The organism is Parafilimonas sp. (assembly GCF_047606085.1).
Classification (GTDB): Bacteria; Bacteroidota; Bacteroidia; order Chitinophagales; family Chitinophagaceae; genus Parafilimonas.
On record NZ_JASGEX010000190.1, the window covers coordinates 20,179 to 37,251 of the forward strand.

Below are 17,073 nucleotides of genomic sequence, written 5' to 3' on the forward strand. Positions count from 1 at the left end.
CCAACAGAGGCGCTTCATTGCTCTCCCGGCTTTCTGTGCGAATTTTAGCCTGGCGCCTGCAGCAAACTTTATGCATCATGTTTCGGCATTGAACAAAGGAGGCCCTTTACCGGTGTTCCAAACGGGTAAAAAAAGACCGGCCCGTAATGAGGCCGGTCTGTCTTTTTATGATCCAGGAAGTCTCAGTTAAACAAATACCTTATGCCAAACTGCATCTGCCAGCGTGAAGCAATAGCCGTGCTGTAATTAAAGCTGTTAACATAAGGCACCTGGTTGGTAGCATCAGCATAAGAAAAAGAAAATGCCGGTGTTGTGCCATCCGAGCCAAGACCCTCATATTTCAGGAAGTTGGTAGCAGCCGTTGTTTTAAGAAGGCCCCAGTTTTTGTTCAGCAGGTTACCCACGTTAATGATGTCTGCGCTTAAACGCAACGTATGCCTGTCTTTGCCATCATGGTTTTTGGTATAGAAATAAATATCCTGTGTTACATTCAGGTTCATTTGTTTAAACCAGGGCAATATCACAGAATTGGCCTTTGCATATTCGCCGCGGTGAGCAGACAAATAACTGTCCTGGTTAATGAAATTGCTTAACTGTGTCCATATTTGATCAGCCGTTCTTGTATCAGTGGTGGTGGTTGTACCGGTGCCGCCTGCGCCGGAAGCTACAAGTGTAATGTCAGACTCATTCTTTGGTATATATATTAAATCGTTGCTGGAATTGCCATCTCCGTTCAGATCGCCGTTATACACATAAGAAGTGGCGCCTGCGGGGGCTGCTTCATAATATACGCCCACTGATGTGGCCCAATGGCTGGCATATTCAAAACGATAGCTGAGGAAGCCTACCACGCGTTGCGGCAAATACCAGCTTGGGCGAGCCAGGGTAGCCGCATTGGGATCTGTATTGGCTACAGGGCGGGCAGACCATAAAGAGCTTGCCGTGCTGCCGCCTTCCATAGCGGTTCTGGCATCCTGGTATGTATAAGCCAAACTTGCAGAAAGGTTTTTGAAAGACTTCTGAATCCTGGCGGTAGCGGTATAAGACCAGCCTTTATGCGTATTGGCCAGCAGGATGGCATTGCCAATATTCGGATGTTCCAGGTCAGTGCCGGTAGAATAATATTTGTTGCTTACCGTTGTATATTCGGTAGAAGTGAAACTGGTATTAAGATATCTCGTTCTGTTGTCAGCGCCGGTTAATGCAAACCCGTTTTCTTCGTTAAGGTTAACGTTTGACATATAGGTTGCATTAATATCTTTGGTGTAAGCAAATTCCACCGTTGCAATCCAGTTATCGGCAAACTTTTTATCTAATGCAATATTGGTTTTAAGCTTGGTGGGGTATTTATAACCTTTATCAATTACGTTTACAGAATAAGATTTCGGTGTTTCTGTTTGAGAAATGCTATTCTGCGTTAAGTAGTAATCAAGCGCTTCTGTTGGGTCTGCAAAGAAGGGGAAACTGCTTGCTGTAAACGAGCCAAACATTACGCCATTATTAGCGGCCTGGTTTTCTATCCAAACAAATGGCGGGGCGCCTTCAAATACGCCGGCGCCGCCACGCAGCTGCCAGCTTTTATCGCCTTTAATATCCCAGTTAAAGCCCACGCGCGGAGATACAACGAGGAAGCCGTTAGGCGCAGTGCCCACATTATACGTTGCTCCGTTTTTAAATGGCAGCACATCAAAATTGGGGTTATCCGTAAATTTACTATCGTAAGAAGTATAATCAACCCTGACACCATACACCAAAGTAAACCTGTTGGAGGCACGCCATTTATCCTGAGCGAACAAGCTCAGATTAAGAGCGCCTGCATTAGCCCAGGGAAATGCGCCATTCGCTAATGTGGAATAAGCCTGGTAATAGGTTTTTGCTGTGCCGCCGTTCATGAAATCGCTCAGGCTGTTAAACTGGTAAACACCTTCATAACCCGGGGCAAAAGCATTGGTGTATTTTTTATAACTGTTTTGCGTACCTATTGTTATTTCATGGCCGCCCTTGTACAGGGTAAAAATATCTGTTAACTGGTAAGAATCCATGTTAAGCTGGTTATTATACGTGTACATTTCATAACCGAAGGTGGTGTAGATATTGCTGTTATAGAGAATATCTACCAATGGAAAAGTGCCTGATGTTTGCGGAGCGCGGAAATCTCTTTCCTGTGTGTAACCAATTTGCAATTTGTTAGAAGCTTTGTTGCTAAAACGCGTATTCAATTCCGCAATATAAATATTCAGGTTATTATTGATCCTGTAACCGCTGCCGTAATAAGGCATGGCATACGTTCCTGGCTGCCCGCCCGTAATTTGGCCTGAGCCCGGCCTGCTGGTGCTTGCAAACTGGTCGGCATAAGATTTCAGGTAATTATACATGAAAGAAAAAGTATTGGCTGAATTAATGTTCCAGTCAATACGTGCATTTATTTTATAGCTGTTTGTTTTGAACGCGTAATTCTCGAAAGGGCCAGGGTCATAATTATATGTGCTCTTCAGGTAATCTGAAAGCATGGTTAGCGTATCTGCATTAGCCACAGAAACGCTGCCCGCAACTGCGGGGTTAGAGGCGGTTGAAGCAACAATGCTGGTGGCTGGTGCGCTCTGCAGGCTCTGTTCGCCGTTTATAAAGAAGAACAACTTATTTTTAATGATAGGGCCGCCAATGCTTGCGCCCGACAGGTTAAAGTTAAAAGGCTGCCTGGTGAGCGTTGTTGTACCAACGCGGTAACCTTGCGTTCCGGGGCCTTTTAAATAGGTATAAACACTGCCTTTAAATTGGTTGGTACCACTCCTGGTAACCGAGTTTACACCTGCGCCGGTAAAACCGCCCTGCCTCACATCATAGGGCGACAGGTTCACCTGTATCTGGTCAATGGCATCCAGCGAAATAGGTTGAGCGCTTGCCTGCCCGCCCAATGTGCTTGACAGGCCAAAGGAGTTATTAAAGTCTGCGCCATTCACGGTCATATTATTAAAACCGGAATAAGCGCCGCCAAAACTTAAACCATTGGCTGATGATTCCAGTTTTGTAAAATCCTGGAGAGACCGGTTAATAGTAGGCAATCTTTCTATCTGGCTCCTGCTTATAATTTCCTGTGCACCGGTACGGCTGTTATTGAGCACTTTGTTCTGGCCGGTAGCAGTTACCGTAACTTCGGTAAGCTGTGCTGCTTCAGCCACCAGTTTAAAATCTGCGGTGTAGTCCTGGCCGAGGTTAAGCATAATATTATCCTGCTGCTGTTGCTTATAGCCAACGAAAGTAACCGTTAGCATATAAGGGCCGCCTACACGCATGCCGGAAATATTAAAACGCCCGTCCTTACGGGTAGTGGTAGTGTACCTGGTTCCCGAAGGAACATGCACGGCAATAACCGTAGCGCCGGCGAGGCCGTTGGTTCCATCTGTTACGGTACCAAGCATTTGAGAAGTTGTTTCCTGGGCATTCCCGCAAAAGAACAGGAACACGAACATAAAAAGAAGCAGTAGTAGTTTTTTTACTTGCATGGGAAATGAAATTTTAGATAATTGTAAATGGTGTGATAAAAAATTATAGGTGTGTAATTATTTCATATCATAATCTGGTAACAGAAGATTGCTGATTAAGAATTAAGCTGCATGGTTTTTTGGATTTCATGAAAATATCTCATCGAAACAGTTGTTAAATTAATAATTAACGTGAGCTGGAATAACCCAGGCCTTCAGGACAGGGATTAAAAACACGTTCTATTAACCAGCTTATTCATCCCAATGCTAAGCTAAGCATTGGGCTAATTAAATTGTTATGCCGGCCCAGGTTATAGTGCGCAAGGGATAAATTAGTGAATAATATTTCTTTGTCAGACCTCACCCCTAACCCCTCCCGAATGGCCGGGACAAGTTCTCCAAAGGAGAGGGGTAGCTAAAACCGAACAACACAAAATCACTTTTTTACATCTTGCAGCGTATAATTAAATAAAGAAAAGCCTATGGGTAAGGCTTCTCTTTTCCAGGAAAAGATATATGAATAGTGTGAATTTTTATAAGTGCACAAATCTTTCCCTGCATTAAAGCTGAGGTATCTTACAGTTGTTTATCTGGTTTTAATTACTAATCCAGGCCAGTTAGAAAGAATACCTGATACCCAAAAGGGAGCTCCACCTGGAAGTAAAATCAGAAACTGAATAAGGCCTGTATTTACCATTTATTTCTGTCATGCTGCCTTGTGAAAAGGTAAAGCCAGGCTTGGCTGCTGATACTGTAGCAGAAACGCCATCAGCTGTTTGGGTGCCTGAGCTTACTACACTGAATAGAGATTTAGACAAAGTATAGAAGCCGTCGCCGGCGCCATAGCTCCAGCCCCAATCTTTATTTAACAGATTCCCTACATTCAGAATGCTGTAGAATAGTTCGATTTTATGTTCCTTGAACATAAAATTTTGAGAAATTCTAAAATCAAAATGGTTTTCCCAGGGTAGCCTGAAGGCATTTCTTTTTGTGTTCTTGCCAACATAATCTTTCAACGATGGGTTATCATTCAGGAAAGACTGAAAGTTTTCCCATTGTTCAGATGCTGTTGCACCATCGCTAATATCAACAAAATTGGCTTCCTCTTTTGTTGAAGGAATATATACTAAAGTAGTGCCGGTATAATCCCTGGAGCCCAATGCATAGCCGCCATAAACATACGAAAATACCTGGCCGGACTGGCCTGTATAGATTAAGTTGAACGTTGTTGATAAATGATTGTTGGCATATTTTATTTCTTTGGATATCTGGCCAATGATCCTTGAGCCCATATCAAAGTTAGAAGTAGCAAGATCTGGTGCGTTTAACCCGTTTATGTTTAAAGGCGACCTCCAGTTAGATTGTGCAACGGAGGACGTTAAATCATTTAATGACTTGCTGTGCCCTAAAGAATAGGCAATTGATCCTCTCCATCCGCTGGCATACTGTTTTTGCAGCTGCGCGGTAAAGCTGTAGCTATAACCCTTGCTGGTATTTCTTAGCAATAATACGTTTCCATAAGAGGTATTATTATACGCGCTGTAGTATGGGCGGGTAGAAGCGCCCAGTACGGTAGTGGAGTTGCCGCCTTCTGCAAGGTTCAGGTTATAGTAATCTGCGTTATGCAGTGTTTTTGTATAAACAGCTTCAATGGTTCCTATCAGCCCCCAGAAATTAAGGTTTTTGTCCAAAGCCAAATTGGCGCGGAACACCTGCGGGAATTTGAAGTTTTTGTCAATAACATTAATTACAGGAGCAGATGAGGTTGTTGAAGTAGGTATATAAGCGCCTCTGTGCGCATCGCTTGGATCGTAGTTAAAGGTGATGCCTGCTGCTGATACAGCCGATGCGGTGGAGTAGCTGGCGCTTGATGTGGCAACTCCTGTATTAGATATCTGGTTAGATATCCAAACAAAAGGAATGCGGCCTGTAAATAATCCCGCGCCGCCGCGTAGCTGGGTTTGGCGGTCGCCGTTAATATCCCAGTTAAAGCCTGCTCTTGGCGAGAACAGGGGTGTTGTTTTGGGCATTTGGTTGGTGGCTACCCCATACGAAGCAAACGCTTCATTAAAGTCGTCATTTGCATCCGGCTTGTTAAAGAACACCGGCATATCAATTCTCAGGCCATACGTTAATTTAAACCTGGCCGTTAAATTAACTACATCCTGGCCATAGATGCCAAACTGTGCGGCGTGCAATGAGGCAGGCGCCTTATCATCAGCTTTAGAACTGTTTGAATATCCTACGTAATAGGATTGCAGGTTAGTATTAGCTTCAAAATCTGCTATACCGCCGGATGCTCCGTAAGTTCCGTAGTAATAAGATCCATAATAGTTTTGAAGAAACCAGTTCTTGCTATTATAAAACTGGTTGTCTGTGCCAAAAGTAAAGGTGTGCTTTCCCCTGTACAGGTTTAAATTGTCGGTAAGGGTAAATACATCCTGGTTCAGTGCATTTACAATAGATGAATATTCGCCTCCGATATTATAGGTAATGGCAGCGTCCTCATCTGTATTGTAATCATAGATAGTGAGGGAAGGAAAGTCGCTCATCGCCAGCCTGTTATCCCTGATTGAAGTGTAGGTTAACCTTAATGTATTAGAAGTGCCCGGAGAAAAATTAGAGTTCAGTTCCAGCACAAATGAGTTGTTTTTGTCATTAAATCTGTAGCCAGACTTAGAGTATATCGCGCTTGTTGCAGTTCTGCTTATGACATCATTGTATCCGTCCACATGATTAAAACGGAATGCCAGCTTGTTTTTATCATTGATGTTCCAGTCTAATCTTGCAAATAAGGATTTGGATTGATTTTCTTTGTTGATAGCGCCATACGTGCCCGGGTCATAGTCGTAAGTGGATATTAAGTATTGCCTCAATGATTCCAGGGTGGTGGCAGATACGCTGGATCCCGAACCGGATACGGTGGGATCGTATGATAAAGGCGTTGTTCTCTTATATTGCTCGGCATTTATATAAAAGAACAATTTATCTTTAACGAGGGCCCCGCTAAAACTCGCACCGTAAGTGGTATTCTTAAACTCGTCCAGTTTCGATCTGGTAATATCACTGTTATAAGCAGGATTTTTCCCTACCAGGCCCTGGTTTTGAAATTGCCCGTAAACAGCGCCGTGAAACTGATTGCTACCGCTCTTTGTTACTGCATTTATACCGCCCCCGGTAAAACCACCCTGCGTAACATCATAGGGAGACATTACAATTTGCAGTTCCTGGATGGCTTCCATAGAAATGGGGTTTACATTGGCCTGGCCGCCGTTAGTACCGGTAGAGCCCAATCCAAAACCATCTGTAGCATTGGCGCCATCAATAGTAAACTGGTTGTACCGGTTGTTTTGGCCGCCAAAAGATATACCGGTAGAGGCGCCGTCGGCAGAGGCATTTCCTACTTTTACCTGGGGCATTAAACGAACAAAATCCTGAACGCTCCTGTTAACGGTTGGCGTATTTTGAATATCCCTGAGATTAACCGTAGTGGATGTTCCGTTTCTTTGGGCGCTTAATATACTTCCCCGGGCAGCAGTTGTTACCACCACTTCTTCAAGGTTCTTATCAGCGGTTTTAAGAACTACATCAATTACCTGGGGATTTCCCAGGGCAACCTGTAAATCGGTAAAAGTTTCATTTTTAAATCCCGTATAACTAATAGTAAGTGTGTAAGGCCCGCCAACCCGCAGGTTAGGTAAAGTGTATTGGCCGGCGTTGTTGGCACTTGATGAATATTTAGAACCCGTGGGTACATGAACAGCCACTATTGTGGCGCCTTGCAAATTTTCTCCGCTTTGAGATTTTACCGTACCAACAATGCTACCAGTAGTTACCTGTGCATTTGTAAAAACCGGCAAAGCCATAACCATTAAGATTTGTAAAATTCTCTTTAAGTCCATATTGGTATAAGTTTTTGCGGCAAATGTAATTGTTGTAGGAATGTAAAAATTATGTACTGTTTGGATAAAATTTTGATAATATTAATAAATAAATAAATATTATTTTACATATAATTAATTACGCATGCAATATTTACTAAATGTTAAAAAAAAGAACACAATTCCTTCATCTTTTCATCACATTCAGGTAACAGATAATTTCAAATTTTGCTAAACCCCTTATAATGCAAAAGCGACAACTTGAAATCGCTGTTTTAAGCGATCTGCACTTAGGCACTTACGGCTGCCATGCACGGGAAGCCGTGAACTATTTACGAAGCATTCAGCCAAGAATATTAATATTGAATGGCGATATTATAGATTGCTGGCAGTTTTCCAGGCATTACTTTCCACCTTCCCACATGCAGGTTATCAGGGAAATTTTTTCGCTGCTTTCAAAAGGCACACAGGTTATATATATTACCGGGAACCACGATGAAGTACTGCGGCGATGGAGCCCACTGAACATGGGCAATTTTTCACTAACTGATAAATTATTACTTGAAATAAATGGTAAAAAAACCTGGATATTCCATGGCGATGTTTTTGATGCAACCACAAAAGGCAGCGCTAAACTGCTGGCCAAACTTGGGGGAAAAGGGTACGATCTGCTGATATTGCTTAACAGTTTCATAAACTGGCTGCTTATTTTAGTCGGGCGGGAGAAAATGAGTTTCAGCAAAAAAGTAAAAAACAGTGTAAAAGAAGCGGTGAAATGGATATCGAATTTTGAGCAAACCGCAGCTGAATTAGCCATAGAGAAAAAGTATGATTATGTTATTTGCGGGCATATTCATCAACCCCAGCATAAAATAATTGAAAATAAATCAGGAAAAGTTACATATTTAAATAGTGGCGATTGGATTGAAAATTTAACTTCATTAGAGTTTAATAAAAACGAATGGGAAATTTATCAATATGATCCGAAGGATTATGCCGCACGGAATTTTCAGCCCGAAATACAGAAAATACCTGAACTGAACGTAATAAGCAATGAAGTAACCATGTTCATTAATTCGCTTAATTTTCAGGCCCGCAAAACCCCCAGGAAAAAAACGGGATAACAGGCAAGGTGAAAATTTTTTATGCAGTACAGGCCACAGGCAACGGGCATATAGCCAGGGCGATGGAATTACTTCCTTATTTGCAGCAATACGGAACGGTTGACATTTTTTTAAGCGGTAACAACAGCAGCCTTCAAACCGGTTTGCCCGTTCGCTATAAAAGCAGGGGCGTAAGCCTGTATTATACACAAAGCGGCAGCCTTGATTACCTGAAAATAATGAAGGAATTCAACGCCAGGCGGGTATGGAAAGAAGCTAAAGACCTGCCTGTTGAAAAATATGATTGCGTGCTGGTAGATTTTGAAAGCATTGCCGCTTTAAGCTGCCGGATAAAAAAAATTCCCTGCATAGGATTTGGCCACCAGGCAAGCTTTCAATCGGTAAAGGCACCAAGGCCCGGAACCAAAAATATTGCGGGTGAATGGATATTGAAATATTATGCACCCTCAACTGTTTATACAGGCCTGCATTTTAAACAATATGATAATTTTATTTTCAACCCTGTTATTAAACAAGCTATTCTCGAAGCGGTGCCGGTTGAGGAGGGCCATATTACAATTTATCTGCCTCAATACAATGATGAACTGTTAATAAAACATTTTGAGCGCATTACAGACGTACCGTTCCGGCTTTTTTCCAAAACAGCCATCAGGCCATCAAGCCAAAAAAATATAACCATACTGCCGGTAAACAATGCAACATTCAACGAAAGTGTTATTAACTGCAATGGCGTAATTACAGGCGCCGGTTTTGAAACACCAGCCGAGATACTTTATCTCGGCAAAAAATTATTATGCATTCCCATAAAAGGGCAGTATGAGCAGAAATGTAATGCGGCTGCTTTAAAGGATTTTGATGTTACGGTGATAGATGATGTAAAGGAAAATTTTACAGCAACCATTATAAACTGGCTGCAGCACCCAAACCCTAAAAAACTTGAATTAACTCATTCGACAGAAACCATTGTGGCGAAAGTAATGAAGCAGGCGGAGGAGATTAAGGGTTAGAATAAGCCTGGGAACATGCATGGGCGCACCTCAATGCGAAACCCACTTCAACCCAACAACAGAACCAATTAACGTAACTAACGTGGGTTCGGGATAAGCGATATGTTTAAAGCTTGCAGACAGACCTCACCTAAATCCTCCCGAATGGCCGGGACAGGTTCTCCAAAGGAGAGGACTTCCGACACCCTAAAACTCATAAAACATGCAAAAAATCATGTTTTTTTCCTGCCCTTCTCCTTTGGAAATGCAAAGCATTCATTGAGGCAATTAAAAAATATATATGCACGAAATAAAAGGGGTGGGATGAGGTCGAAATAACAATCTAAGCTTATCCCGAACTCACGTTAACTATAAAAAACAGGCGCCAAAATTCTGCCGGCTCTTTAAACACAATAATGCCAAGCAATGCTGTTACAACAGCGCCAATGCCCGTCCAAACCGCGTATGATGTTCCAATAGGCAGGGTTTGCGTGGCTTTTACCAGCAGAAACATGCTGATGGCAAGGGCAATTAAAAATCCTCCATACCATAAATAAACCGCTGTACCGGCAGCCTGTTTTGCTTTGCCCAAACAAAACGCAAAGCCGGCCTCAAATAATCCTGCAATAATGAGAATGATCCAGTTCATGTTGTCCTATTTAGGAAGCTGCGGGCTGCGAGCCACAAGCGCTCAAGAGCCTTGCACTATTGAACTAACAACTATAAAAACATAAGCCTTCTTCAAAAAAACTGAAGAAGGCTTGACTTATTTTAAAGCGATTGGATTACTGGCCCAGTTTCTTTTTCAGGTTCTGGTCAAGCGCTTCCAAAAATTCTTCCGTATATAAATAATCTGTGCCATGCTCCACTTTTGGTTTAATGGTAATGGCCAGGTCTTTTGTCATTTTACCGCTTTCTACGGTTTCAATACAAACCTGCTCCAGAGCCTGGCAAAAATCAATCAATGCCTGGTTGCCATCCAGTTTGCCGCGAAATTCCAAACCGCGTGTCCAGGCAAAAATAGAAGCTATCGGGTTGGTGGAAGTAGGCCTCCCCTTCTGGTGCTCGCGGTAGTGGCGTGTAACGGTACCGTGCGCTGCTTCCGCCTCCATGGTTTTGCCATCGGGCGTAACCAATGTAGAAGTCATTAAACCTAAGCTGCCAAATCCCTGGGCAACGGTATCGCTCTGCACATCGCCATCGTAGTTTTTACAGGCCCAAACAAATTCACCATGCCATTTTAAAGCGCTGGCAACCATGTCGTCAATCAGGCGGTGCTCATAAGTAATGCCCAGTTCATCCATTTTCGATTTAAACTCATTCTCGTAAATTTCCTGGAAGATATCCTTAAACCTGCCATCGTATTTTTTAAGAATGGTATTTTTTGTGGAAAGATATAAAGGCCATTTTTTCATAATAGCCTGGTTAAAGCAGGCCCGGGCAAAACCGCGGATGCTTTCATCCGTATTGTACATAGCCAGCGCAACGCCGCTGCCTTTAAAATTATATACTTCATATTCCGCTATGCTGCCATCTTCGCCTTCAAACTTAATGGTAAGCTTGCCTTTGCCCTTGGTAACAAAATCAGTGGCACGGTATTGATCGCCAAAAGCATGGCGGCCAATGCAGATAGGCGCCGTCCAGTTTGGTACCAAACGGGGAACATTTGTGCAAACGATGGGCTCGCGAAAAACCGTGCCGTCCAGTATATTACGAATAGTGCCGTTAGGGCTTTTCCACATTTGCTTCAGGTTGAATTCTTTTACGCGGGCTTCGTCCGGCGTAATGGTGGCGCATTTAATGCCTACGCCATATTGTTTAATAGCGTTGGCTGCATCAATCGTAACCTGGTCATTGGTTTCATCGCGGTATTCAACACCGAGGTCATAATATTTAATATCCACATCAATATAAGGAAGAATCAGTTTGTCTTTAATGAATTTCCATATAATGCGTGTCATTTCATCGCCATCCAATTCTACTACAGGATTGGCCACCTTAATTTTTTCAGGCATCTTCTTATTTTTTTTGATTTGCGCAAAAATAGCTTTTTGATGATGAAGTTGTTTACACTTTTAAAACAAACCATACAGGAATTATAGCTTTTATATAGTTGATGAAAAAGGCGCACAAAGAATTTTACCAGAGATGAAAATACTATGGTTTGTTAAACATACTATGCCAGCCTTATGCTTAATTCTATGGAGTTCTATACATGATCAGGCTTCTGTTACGGCGGTTTGGCTGAGGTAATCGTGCAATGGCCCGTCAAAGAAAGGTATGAAAAAACAATCTATGATGGTAAGGCGCACCAGGCTTCTTACAAGAATTTGCCAGAAAGCAGGTTTTCCTCCATTCTTATTTACCACCTTGCTTTTGCTTAGCCATTTGCCCGGCGAACGTTTAAAGAGGGCTTCAAAAATTGTATAGTAAATAAACAATACCATAAAGAATAAGGTATAAAATTGTGCCGGCGGGTAACTCCAGTACATAACATGAAAATCCCACCAGGCGCTTGCGCCATAGGTAATTCCAAATATCAGCAGGGTGTCAACCAAAAAATTCAGCACCCTTATACCCACACCGGTTTTTTGCATGCTGCAAAATTGAAAGAATAAATTGAAACCGGGGCAATGTGTTTGTGCCCGCAGATAATGAAAAAGATACAGGTATGAAGCCGGCAGGCTTTTACGGAGATAATAACAGGCTCGCGCCATTTCAATTATGGCTGTCCGTAAACCCGCACATAATCTATGTACATTTTTGCAGGCAGCAGGCTTTCATCAACCTTTTGGCCGGGCCAGTCGCCGCCAACGGCAAAATTCAATAATATGTAAAAAGGTTTATGAAATTCGGTTTTGGCGCTGCCCGTAATATCTGCTTTATAATATTGTATATCATCAACAAACCATTTTATTGAAGTAACATCCCATTCAATACTGTACACATGGTATTGTGAAGGTGTTGAAGCAAGCGTATCACCTTTAAAAACATGGCCGTTATCATCCCAGTGCAGGGTTCCATAAATTAAGCTGTCGGCATTTATATGCTCCATAATATCTATTTCACCGCTCGCAGGCCAGTTAACCGACCTTATATTCGCGCCCAGCATCCAGAATGCAGGCCAGAATCCCTGTCCCACCGGCATTTTGATGCGGGCTTCTATTCTTCCATATAAAAATTCTTTTTTGCCTTCGGTTGTCATGCGGGATGAAGTGTATGCATTGGAACCAACGGGTTGCTTCTTTGCGGTAATAACAAGGTTGCCATCTTCAATGGAAGCATTATCAGGCTGATAATATTCCTGTTCATGATTGCCCCAGCCGTGGCCGCCGGTTTCAAAATTCCAGGCAGAAGTGTCAATAGCAGCACCATTAAACTCATCCGCCCAAACCAGTTTATATACAGAAGCGCCCACCACATCATGAATGCTTGGCTGCGCCGTGGTTTTTATACAAAAAGAAAAAACACAGGCGCCAAACGCAGGCAATTGCTTGAATAAAAAAAAATTTTTATGCATATAACAAGCTTAAAAGATTATAAAGCAAGCAAAACAATTTTTAAAACCAGCACAATAATAAATAAAAAAGCCTCACTGTGGAAACAGAAGGCTCATAAACTGATTGCTTTATATTATTCGTGAAGTACGCTATTAATCGCAATGCCTGCATAAATGGGAAACAAGCAGCATTCACTTATTTCTATCTGGTCAACATGCACATTGCATGTATAAACACTTTTCATTTGCCGGTTACAATTTTTATTATACAATATAAGTTGTAAATCAGATTATTATTTTCAATAAATAAAAAAATATGTATAAATATTAAAAATGCATGTATAAACATTTAATTTTACACATTAATTAAAAAACGAATACCAATGAGTAAGACTAAACAATTAGCTTTTATTTTTTCAGCAGCATTAATTACGTTCACTGCATGCACAGGCACTTCTGACAAAGCTTCAACAACATCCGAACAGGAAGCCGCAGCAGCAACCGGCAAAGCATATACTGCCGACACAGCGGCCAGTGTAATTAACTGGCATGCAACACACAAAGGCGGTTTTGCGCCCAGATACGGCACGCTTAAAATTTCCGACGGAAATGTTTCGGTTGAAAATGGTACGGTAACAGGTGGAACCTTTACTGTTGATGTAAACAGTTTATGGGTTGATCCGGCTTCTGTTACCGAGAAAGACAAAAAAGCCACCGATCTTCAGGCTCATTTAAAAAGCCCGGATTTTTTTGACGCATCAAAATATCCAACCGTAAAGTTTGTAGTTACAGGCGTAACTCCTTACGATTCCTCAAAGGTTAAAAGCCTTGCAGACGGCGCTACTAACCTCGTTAGCGGCAACCTCACCGTAAAAGACAGTACCGTTAATATAACTTTTCCTGCAAGGATAACTATAAGCGATGCAAATGTTGATATTGCTGCAAAGTTTATAGTTGACAGAACTTCATGGGGACTGAAATATGGTGCAAAAGGAGATCCTTCAGATTGGTTGATCAGCAAAGATTTTGAGCTTGCGCTGGACATAAAAGCAACGGCAAAATAAAGCGAAATTTTTTTTGCTGCAAAAGGCATGGAAGCGCCATTCCATGCCTTTTTATGTACGTCAGGCATGTTTATTATCTATAGGGTGTAAGTCCCGAATGAGCGTTGCAGCAGCGTATCATTAGCCAAGAGCAAGGGTGCCCACTGCGAGGAGGAATCTGGCGGCAAACACTTGAGCCTGCGAACACCCGCCTGACCGGACGGGCAGGGGAACTGCATATAAGGCAGTTTACATGGATAATGTTGCATAGCAAACAAAAGTCCTACACTGCACAGAATGTAAGTATATAAATACAGAGGTTACATGAGTGGAAAGAAATATTAGACATCCGGAATGTACAAAAAGCCTTTAAGCAGGTATTGCCAACAAGGGAGCCGGTGGCATTGATGGTATGCAGACCGATAATCTTCGCGACTACCTCAATGCCAACTGGCAAACGTTAAGGAAGGATATTTTAGAAGGCAATTACCGTGTGCAACCAGTGCGCAAAGTAGAAATACCCAAGCCACAGGGCGGCACAAGAAGATTGGACATACCTACAGTCATCTTACTCTGACTTTTATTGTTATAAAATTAAGAATTGTCAGATTAAGTTTTGACTACTTCAATTTAAAACATGCTGAATTTTTCCATGGCAGCATAATTGAATGGCACCGTAATAAAGATACCACTTTTGCCCACCCTCGTTGAGCCTTTTATTTCAACCAGCGCTTCCTTTGAAAGAAAAGTTCCCAAGGCATTCCTGAAAACGTTTTTCATATCAATGTTCACAGATGATGGAATAATAAATTCGCTGCGCCTGGCAATATGCATCAGCGTATCCAAAACATACCTGCCAAGATAATTATGATTGACGTAAATATCACAATTTACGTTGCGCAGGTCAACCCCAAAGTTATTGGGATTGAAATAAACCAATTCGAGACTTATCTTACTGCTGACGAGCCCAATGCTGTCAACCTTTAAATTTTGCAGGCCCCGGTATTCGAAAGACTGCGGTTTATTGCATGCCGCAAGCAGGATAACAAGCACACAGGAAAAAATAATAAAGCGCATTATCAAAAATGCGCTTCCGTTTATGAAGCAACAAATCCTGTTTGAGAAAAAATTGTAAAAAAAGAAGGTTGTTATATATTTATTGGCATAAGGCTATTGCAACTTCGCTTATTTTTACAAGGCTTAAAATAAATTATGCGCTTCATTCTCATACTGGCTGTATCAATTGCTTCAACAACATTAAGGGCACAATTTATTCCCTCTATGGGTTATAACGGCTTCACGCAAAGCCCGGTATTTAACCGTAGGATTCATGTTAACGACAGCAGTTTCAATAATAAGAAATGGTTTGTTACAAAATATGGCGGCATTTCAACCAGCTTTAGCTTTTTTAAAGGCGGCAATGCAACAATTATAGCGGCGCCCATAGGCCTGCAGTTAAACCGCAGGATCAACGATAATTTCTATGCTTTTGCCGGCGTTAGCGCAGCGCCGGCTTATATTAATTTTAACCAGTCTTTTCTTAACAGCAATATAAAAGGCATACAAAATAAGTATTCGTTCAATCAAAACAACCTCGGGTTATATTCAAGGGCTGAAGTGGGATTGATGTATGTGAACGATGCCAAAACATTTTCTATCTCAGGCAGCATAGGCGTTGAAACCAATCATTATCCTTACCCTTATTATCAATCAAACAACACCAGCCCGCATAACAAATAGTTTATTAAAACAGGTTGGTTGTATAAAGCGCATGGCCAAAATGTATGCCGGCTGCCCCGAATAAAATGCAAATGCATTGTTTTAACCCCTGCTAACACTAACAATTTTTCTATTTTCATTAAACTTTTGCTTTCTAATACAGCCTAACAGGCCAAATTAGGAAAGTCTTAAAGTTTCCCTATAAGCACTTAATAAATAATTTTTAATTTAGCACACTAATAAACAATTACACAATGAAAAAAGTTTTTGCCCTGATGATAGCCGCGGCCGGAGCCATATCAGTTAACGCCCAGCAGCAGGGCCCTCAACCGGCAGAAGCGGAAACCATTTCAAAAGTTATCCGGTTTAAAGAAACAGACCACGATTTCGGCAAGATACCTTATGGAAAACCGGCTGAATTCAGCCTTGCAATGACAAACATTTCTTCAGACTCGGTAACCATTGAAGATGTAAAAGTGGGTTGCGGCTGCACCACACCTAAGTGGAAACCCGGTCCTTATGCTCCTGGCCAGGATTTTGATATAACCATTGGGTTTAACGGTTATACGGATGGCCCGTTTAATAAAGTGGTTACCCTTTATTTTAAAGGCGGTTTAAGCCAAGTTATTAAATTTCATGGCGAAACCTTTAAGGCCCCTGCCGATGCGGCACCGGCCAACGACGCAGTTAGCCAGTTAAAACAAGGAGGAAATTAATATGCGGATTATATTAAGTTTTATTGCAGCGTTTGTTTTTGTAACAGCCGTAAACGCCCAGTCTGACAGTATTAGTGTGTTTAAAATTACTACGCATTCGTTTGGCAAAATAAAACAGCATGTGCCCGCAAGCACAAATTTTTCATTCACAAATACTACCGGTAAACCATTGATCATTGAATCAGCAGTAGCAGAATGCGGATGTACCACACCTGAATACCCTAAAACGCCGATTCAGCAGGGCAAGAACGGCGTAATAAAAGTTACATATAATGCCGAAAGCCCGGGCAAATTCACCAAACGGGTTACCGTAAAATTCCTCAACATTAAATACCCGGTCATACTTACCATTGATGGAGATGTTGAAACAAAATCGTAAATAACAAATAGTCTTTATCAGCCTCGCTTACGCGGGGCTTTTTTATTGGGTAATCAGCTATGGCAGCATGGTTGCAGCTTGTCCCGCACCTGGTGCGGGATCGCACACTGCACCTGCATCATTTCATGGCGGCTATGATCTTAGCCTCGAAGTACATTCAATGTTGTTTGGTTAAAGTTTACAAGTTCACGGGTTCACCTGTTCACAAGTTGTTTAAATGAGACAACACAATAGTAAATTAAAT

14 protein-coding genes are annotated in these 17,073 nt (G+C 41.9%); 7 read left to right on the forward strand and 7 right to left on the reverse strand.

The genetic code is table 11. The annotated features are described in order from the left end of the window. Nucleotides 1–182 precede the first annotated feature (182 nt). Both QM629_RS16720 and QM629_RS16725 read right to left on the reverse strand, forming a co-directional pair. Nucleotides 183–3,419, reverse strand: a complete 3,237-nt coding sequence (locus tag QM629_RS16720; RefSeq protein WP_415161033.1) for a TonB-dependent receptor — start codon at nucleotides 3,417–3,419, stop codon at nucleotides 183–185. 680 nt (nucleotides 3,420–4,099) lie between these two features. Continuing rightward, nucleotides 4,100–7,384, reverse strand: a complete 3,285-nt coding sequence (locus QM629_RS16725; protein ID WP_415161034.1) for a TonB-dependent receptor — start codon at nucleotides 7,382–7,384, stop codon at nucleotides 4,100–4,102. Nucleotides 7,385–7,608: 224 nt separating this feature from the next. Between QM629_RS16725 and QM629_RS16730 the strand changes: the two genes are divergently transcribed. Continuing rightward, nucleotides 7,609–8,487, forward strand: coding sequence for a UDP-2,3-diacylglucosamine diphosphatase (locus QM629_RS16730; RefSeq protein ID WP_415161035.1), 879 nt, complete (start codon nucleotides 7,609–7,611; stop codon nucleotides 8,485–8,487). 8 nt (nucleotides 8,488–8,495) lie between these two features. Then, nucleotides 8,496–9,494, forward strand: a complete 999-nt coding sequence (locus QM629_RS16735) for a glycosyltransferase family protein (protein WP_415161036.1) — start codon at nucleotides 8,496–8,498, stop codon at nucleotides 9,492–9,494. 328 nt (nucleotides 9,495–9,822) lie between these two features. On the opposite strand, the gene QM629_RS16740 is transcribed toward QM629_RS16735, so the two are convergent. The 4 genes from QM629_RS16740 to QM629_RS16755 form a co-directional block, all read right to left on the reverse strand. After that, a complete protein-coding gene (locus QM629_RS16740) occupies nucleotides 9,823–10,122 on the reverse strand; it encodes a DMT family transporter (RefSeq protein ID WP_415161037.1) in 300 nt (99 codons plus the stop codon). Nucleotides 10,123–10,258: 136 nt separating this feature from the next. Continuing rightward, nucleotides 10,259–11,488 (reverse strand): NADP-dependent isocitrate dehydrogenase, encoded by a 1,230-nt coding sequence (locus tag QM629_RS16745; protein ID WP_415161038.1) that lies wholly within the window; start codon nucleotides 11,486–11,488, stop codon nucleotides 10,259–10,261. 204 nt (nucleotides 11,489–11,692) lie between these two features. Then, nucleotides 11,693–12,070: an RDD family protein gene (locus QM629_RS16750; RefSeq protein ID WP_415161039.1), complete on the reverse strand. Its 378-nt coding sequence runs from the start codon at nucleotides 12,068–12,070 to the stop codon at nucleotides 11,693–11,695. Nucleotides 12,071–12,195: 125 nt separating this feature from the next. After that, nucleotides 12,196–12,993, reverse strand: coding sequence for a family 16 glycosylhydrolase (locus QM629_RS16755; protein ID WP_415161040.1), 798 nt, complete (start codon nucleotides 12,991–12,993; stop codon nucleotides 12,196–12,198). 362 nt (nucleotides 12,994–13,355) lie between these two features. Between QM629_RS16755 and QM629_RS16760 the strand changes: the two genes are divergently transcribed. Both QM629_RS16760 and QM629_RS16765 read left to right on the forward strand, forming a co-directional pair. Next, nucleotides 13,356–14,036: a YceI family protein gene (locus QM629_RS16760; RefSeq protein WP_415161041.1), complete on the forward strand. Its 681-nt coding sequence runs from the start codon at nucleotides 13,356–13,358 to the stop codon at nucleotides 14,034–14,036. Between the two features lie 391 nt (nucleotides 14,037–14,427). Further along, on the forward strand, nucleotides 14,428–14,592 hold the full coding sequence (locus QM629_RS16765; protein ID WP_415161042.1) for a hypothetical protein: 165 nt from the start codon (nucleotides 14,428–14,430) through the stop codon (nucleotides 14,590–14,592). Nucleotides 14,593–14,645: 53 nt separating this feature from the next. Here QM629_RS16765 and QM629_RS16770 read toward each other — a convergent pair whose 3' ends face one another. Then, complete coding sequence (locus tag QM629_RS16770; RefSeq protein WP_415161043.1) at nucleotides 14,646–15,092, reverse strand: LEA type 2 family protein; 447 nt, start codon at nucleotides 15,090–15,092, stop codon at nucleotides 14,646–14,648. Between the two features lie 135 nt (nucleotides 15,093–15,227). Here QM629_RS16770 and QM629_RS16775 point away from each other — a divergent pair, with 135 nt between their 5' ends. The 3 genes from QM629_RS16775 to QM629_RS16785 all read left to right on the forward strand — a co-directional run bounded on the left by QM629_RS16775 (nucleotide 15,228) and on the right by QM629_RS16785 (nucleotide 16,829). Continuing rightward, on the forward strand, nucleotides 15,228–15,755 hold the full coding sequence (locus QM629_RS16775; protein WP_415161044.1) for a hypothetical protein: 528 nt from the start codon (nucleotides 15,228–15,230) through the stop codon (nucleotides 15,753–15,755). Between the two features lie 233 nt (nucleotides 15,756–15,988). Continuing rightward, complete coding sequence (locus tag QM629_RS16780) at nucleotides 15,989–16,450, forward strand: DUF1573 domain-containing protein (RefSeq protein ID WP_415161045.1); 462 nt, start codon at nucleotides 15,989–15,991, stop codon at nucleotides 16,448–16,450. A gap of 1 nt (nucleotide 16,451) precedes the next feature. After that, nucleotides 16,452–16,829: a DUF1573 domain-containing protein gene (locus QM629_RS16785; protein ID WP_415161046.1), complete on the forward strand. Its 378-nt coding sequence runs from the start codon at nucleotides 16,452–16,454 to the stop codon at nucleotides 16,827–16,829. Nucleotides 16,830–17,073: the final 244 nt, after the last annotated feature.

Bases quoted from the DNA above. Each gene is read 5' to 3' on its own strand.
- QM629_RS16775 (WP_415161044.1), top strand. From the start codon at position 15,228: ATGCGCTTCATTCTCATACTGGCTGTATCAATTGCTTCAACAACATTA.
- QM629_RS16755 (WP_415161040.1), bottom strand. From the start codon at position 12,993: ATGCATAAAAATTTTTTTTTATTCAAGCAATTGCCTGCGTTTGGCGCC.
- QM629_RS16750 (WP_415161039.1), bottom strand. From the start codon at position 12,070: ATGCAAAAAACCGGTGTGGGTATAAGGGTGCTGAATTTTTTGGTTGAC.
- QM629_RS16745 (WP_415161038.1), bottom strand. From the start codon at position 11,488: ATGCCTGAAAAAATTAAGGTGGCCAATCCTGTAGTAGAATTGGATGGC.
- QM629_RS16785 (WP_415161046.1), top strand. From the start codon at position 16,452: ATGCGGATTATATTAAGTTTTATTGCAGCGTTTGTTTTTGTAACAGCC.
- QM629_RS16725 (WP_415161034.1), bottom strand. From the start codon at position 7,384: ATGGACTTAAAGAGAATTTTACAAATCTTAATGGTTATGGCTTTGCCG.
- QM629_RS16740 (WP_415161037.1), bottom strand. From the start codon at position 10,122: ATGAACTGGATCATTCTCATTATTGCAGGATTATTTGAGGCCGGCTTT.
- QM629_RS16780 (WP_415161045.1), top strand. From the start codon at position 15,989: ATGAAAAAAGTTTTTGCCCTGATGATAGCCGCGGCCGGAGCCATATCA.
- QM629_RS16765 (WP_415161042.1), top strand. From the start codon at position 14,428: ATGCAGACCGATAATCTTCGCGACTACCTCAATGCCAACTGGCAAACG.
- QM629_RS16770 (WP_415161043.1), bottom strand. From the start codon at position 15,092: ATGCGCTTTATTATTTTTTCCTGTGTGCTTGTTATCCTGCTTGCGGCA.
- QM629_RS16730 (WP_415161035.1), top strand. From the start codon at position 7,609: ATGCAAAAGCGACAACTTGAAATCGCTGTTTTAAGCGATCTGCACTTA.
- QM629_RS16760 (WP_415161041.1), top strand. From the start codon at position 13,356: ATGAGTAAGACTAAACAATTAGCTTTTATTTTTTCAGCAGCATTAATT.
- QM629_RS16720 (WP_415161033.1), bottom strand. From the start codon at position 3,419: ATGCTTGGTACCGTAACAGATGGAACCAACGGCCTCGCCGGCGCTACG.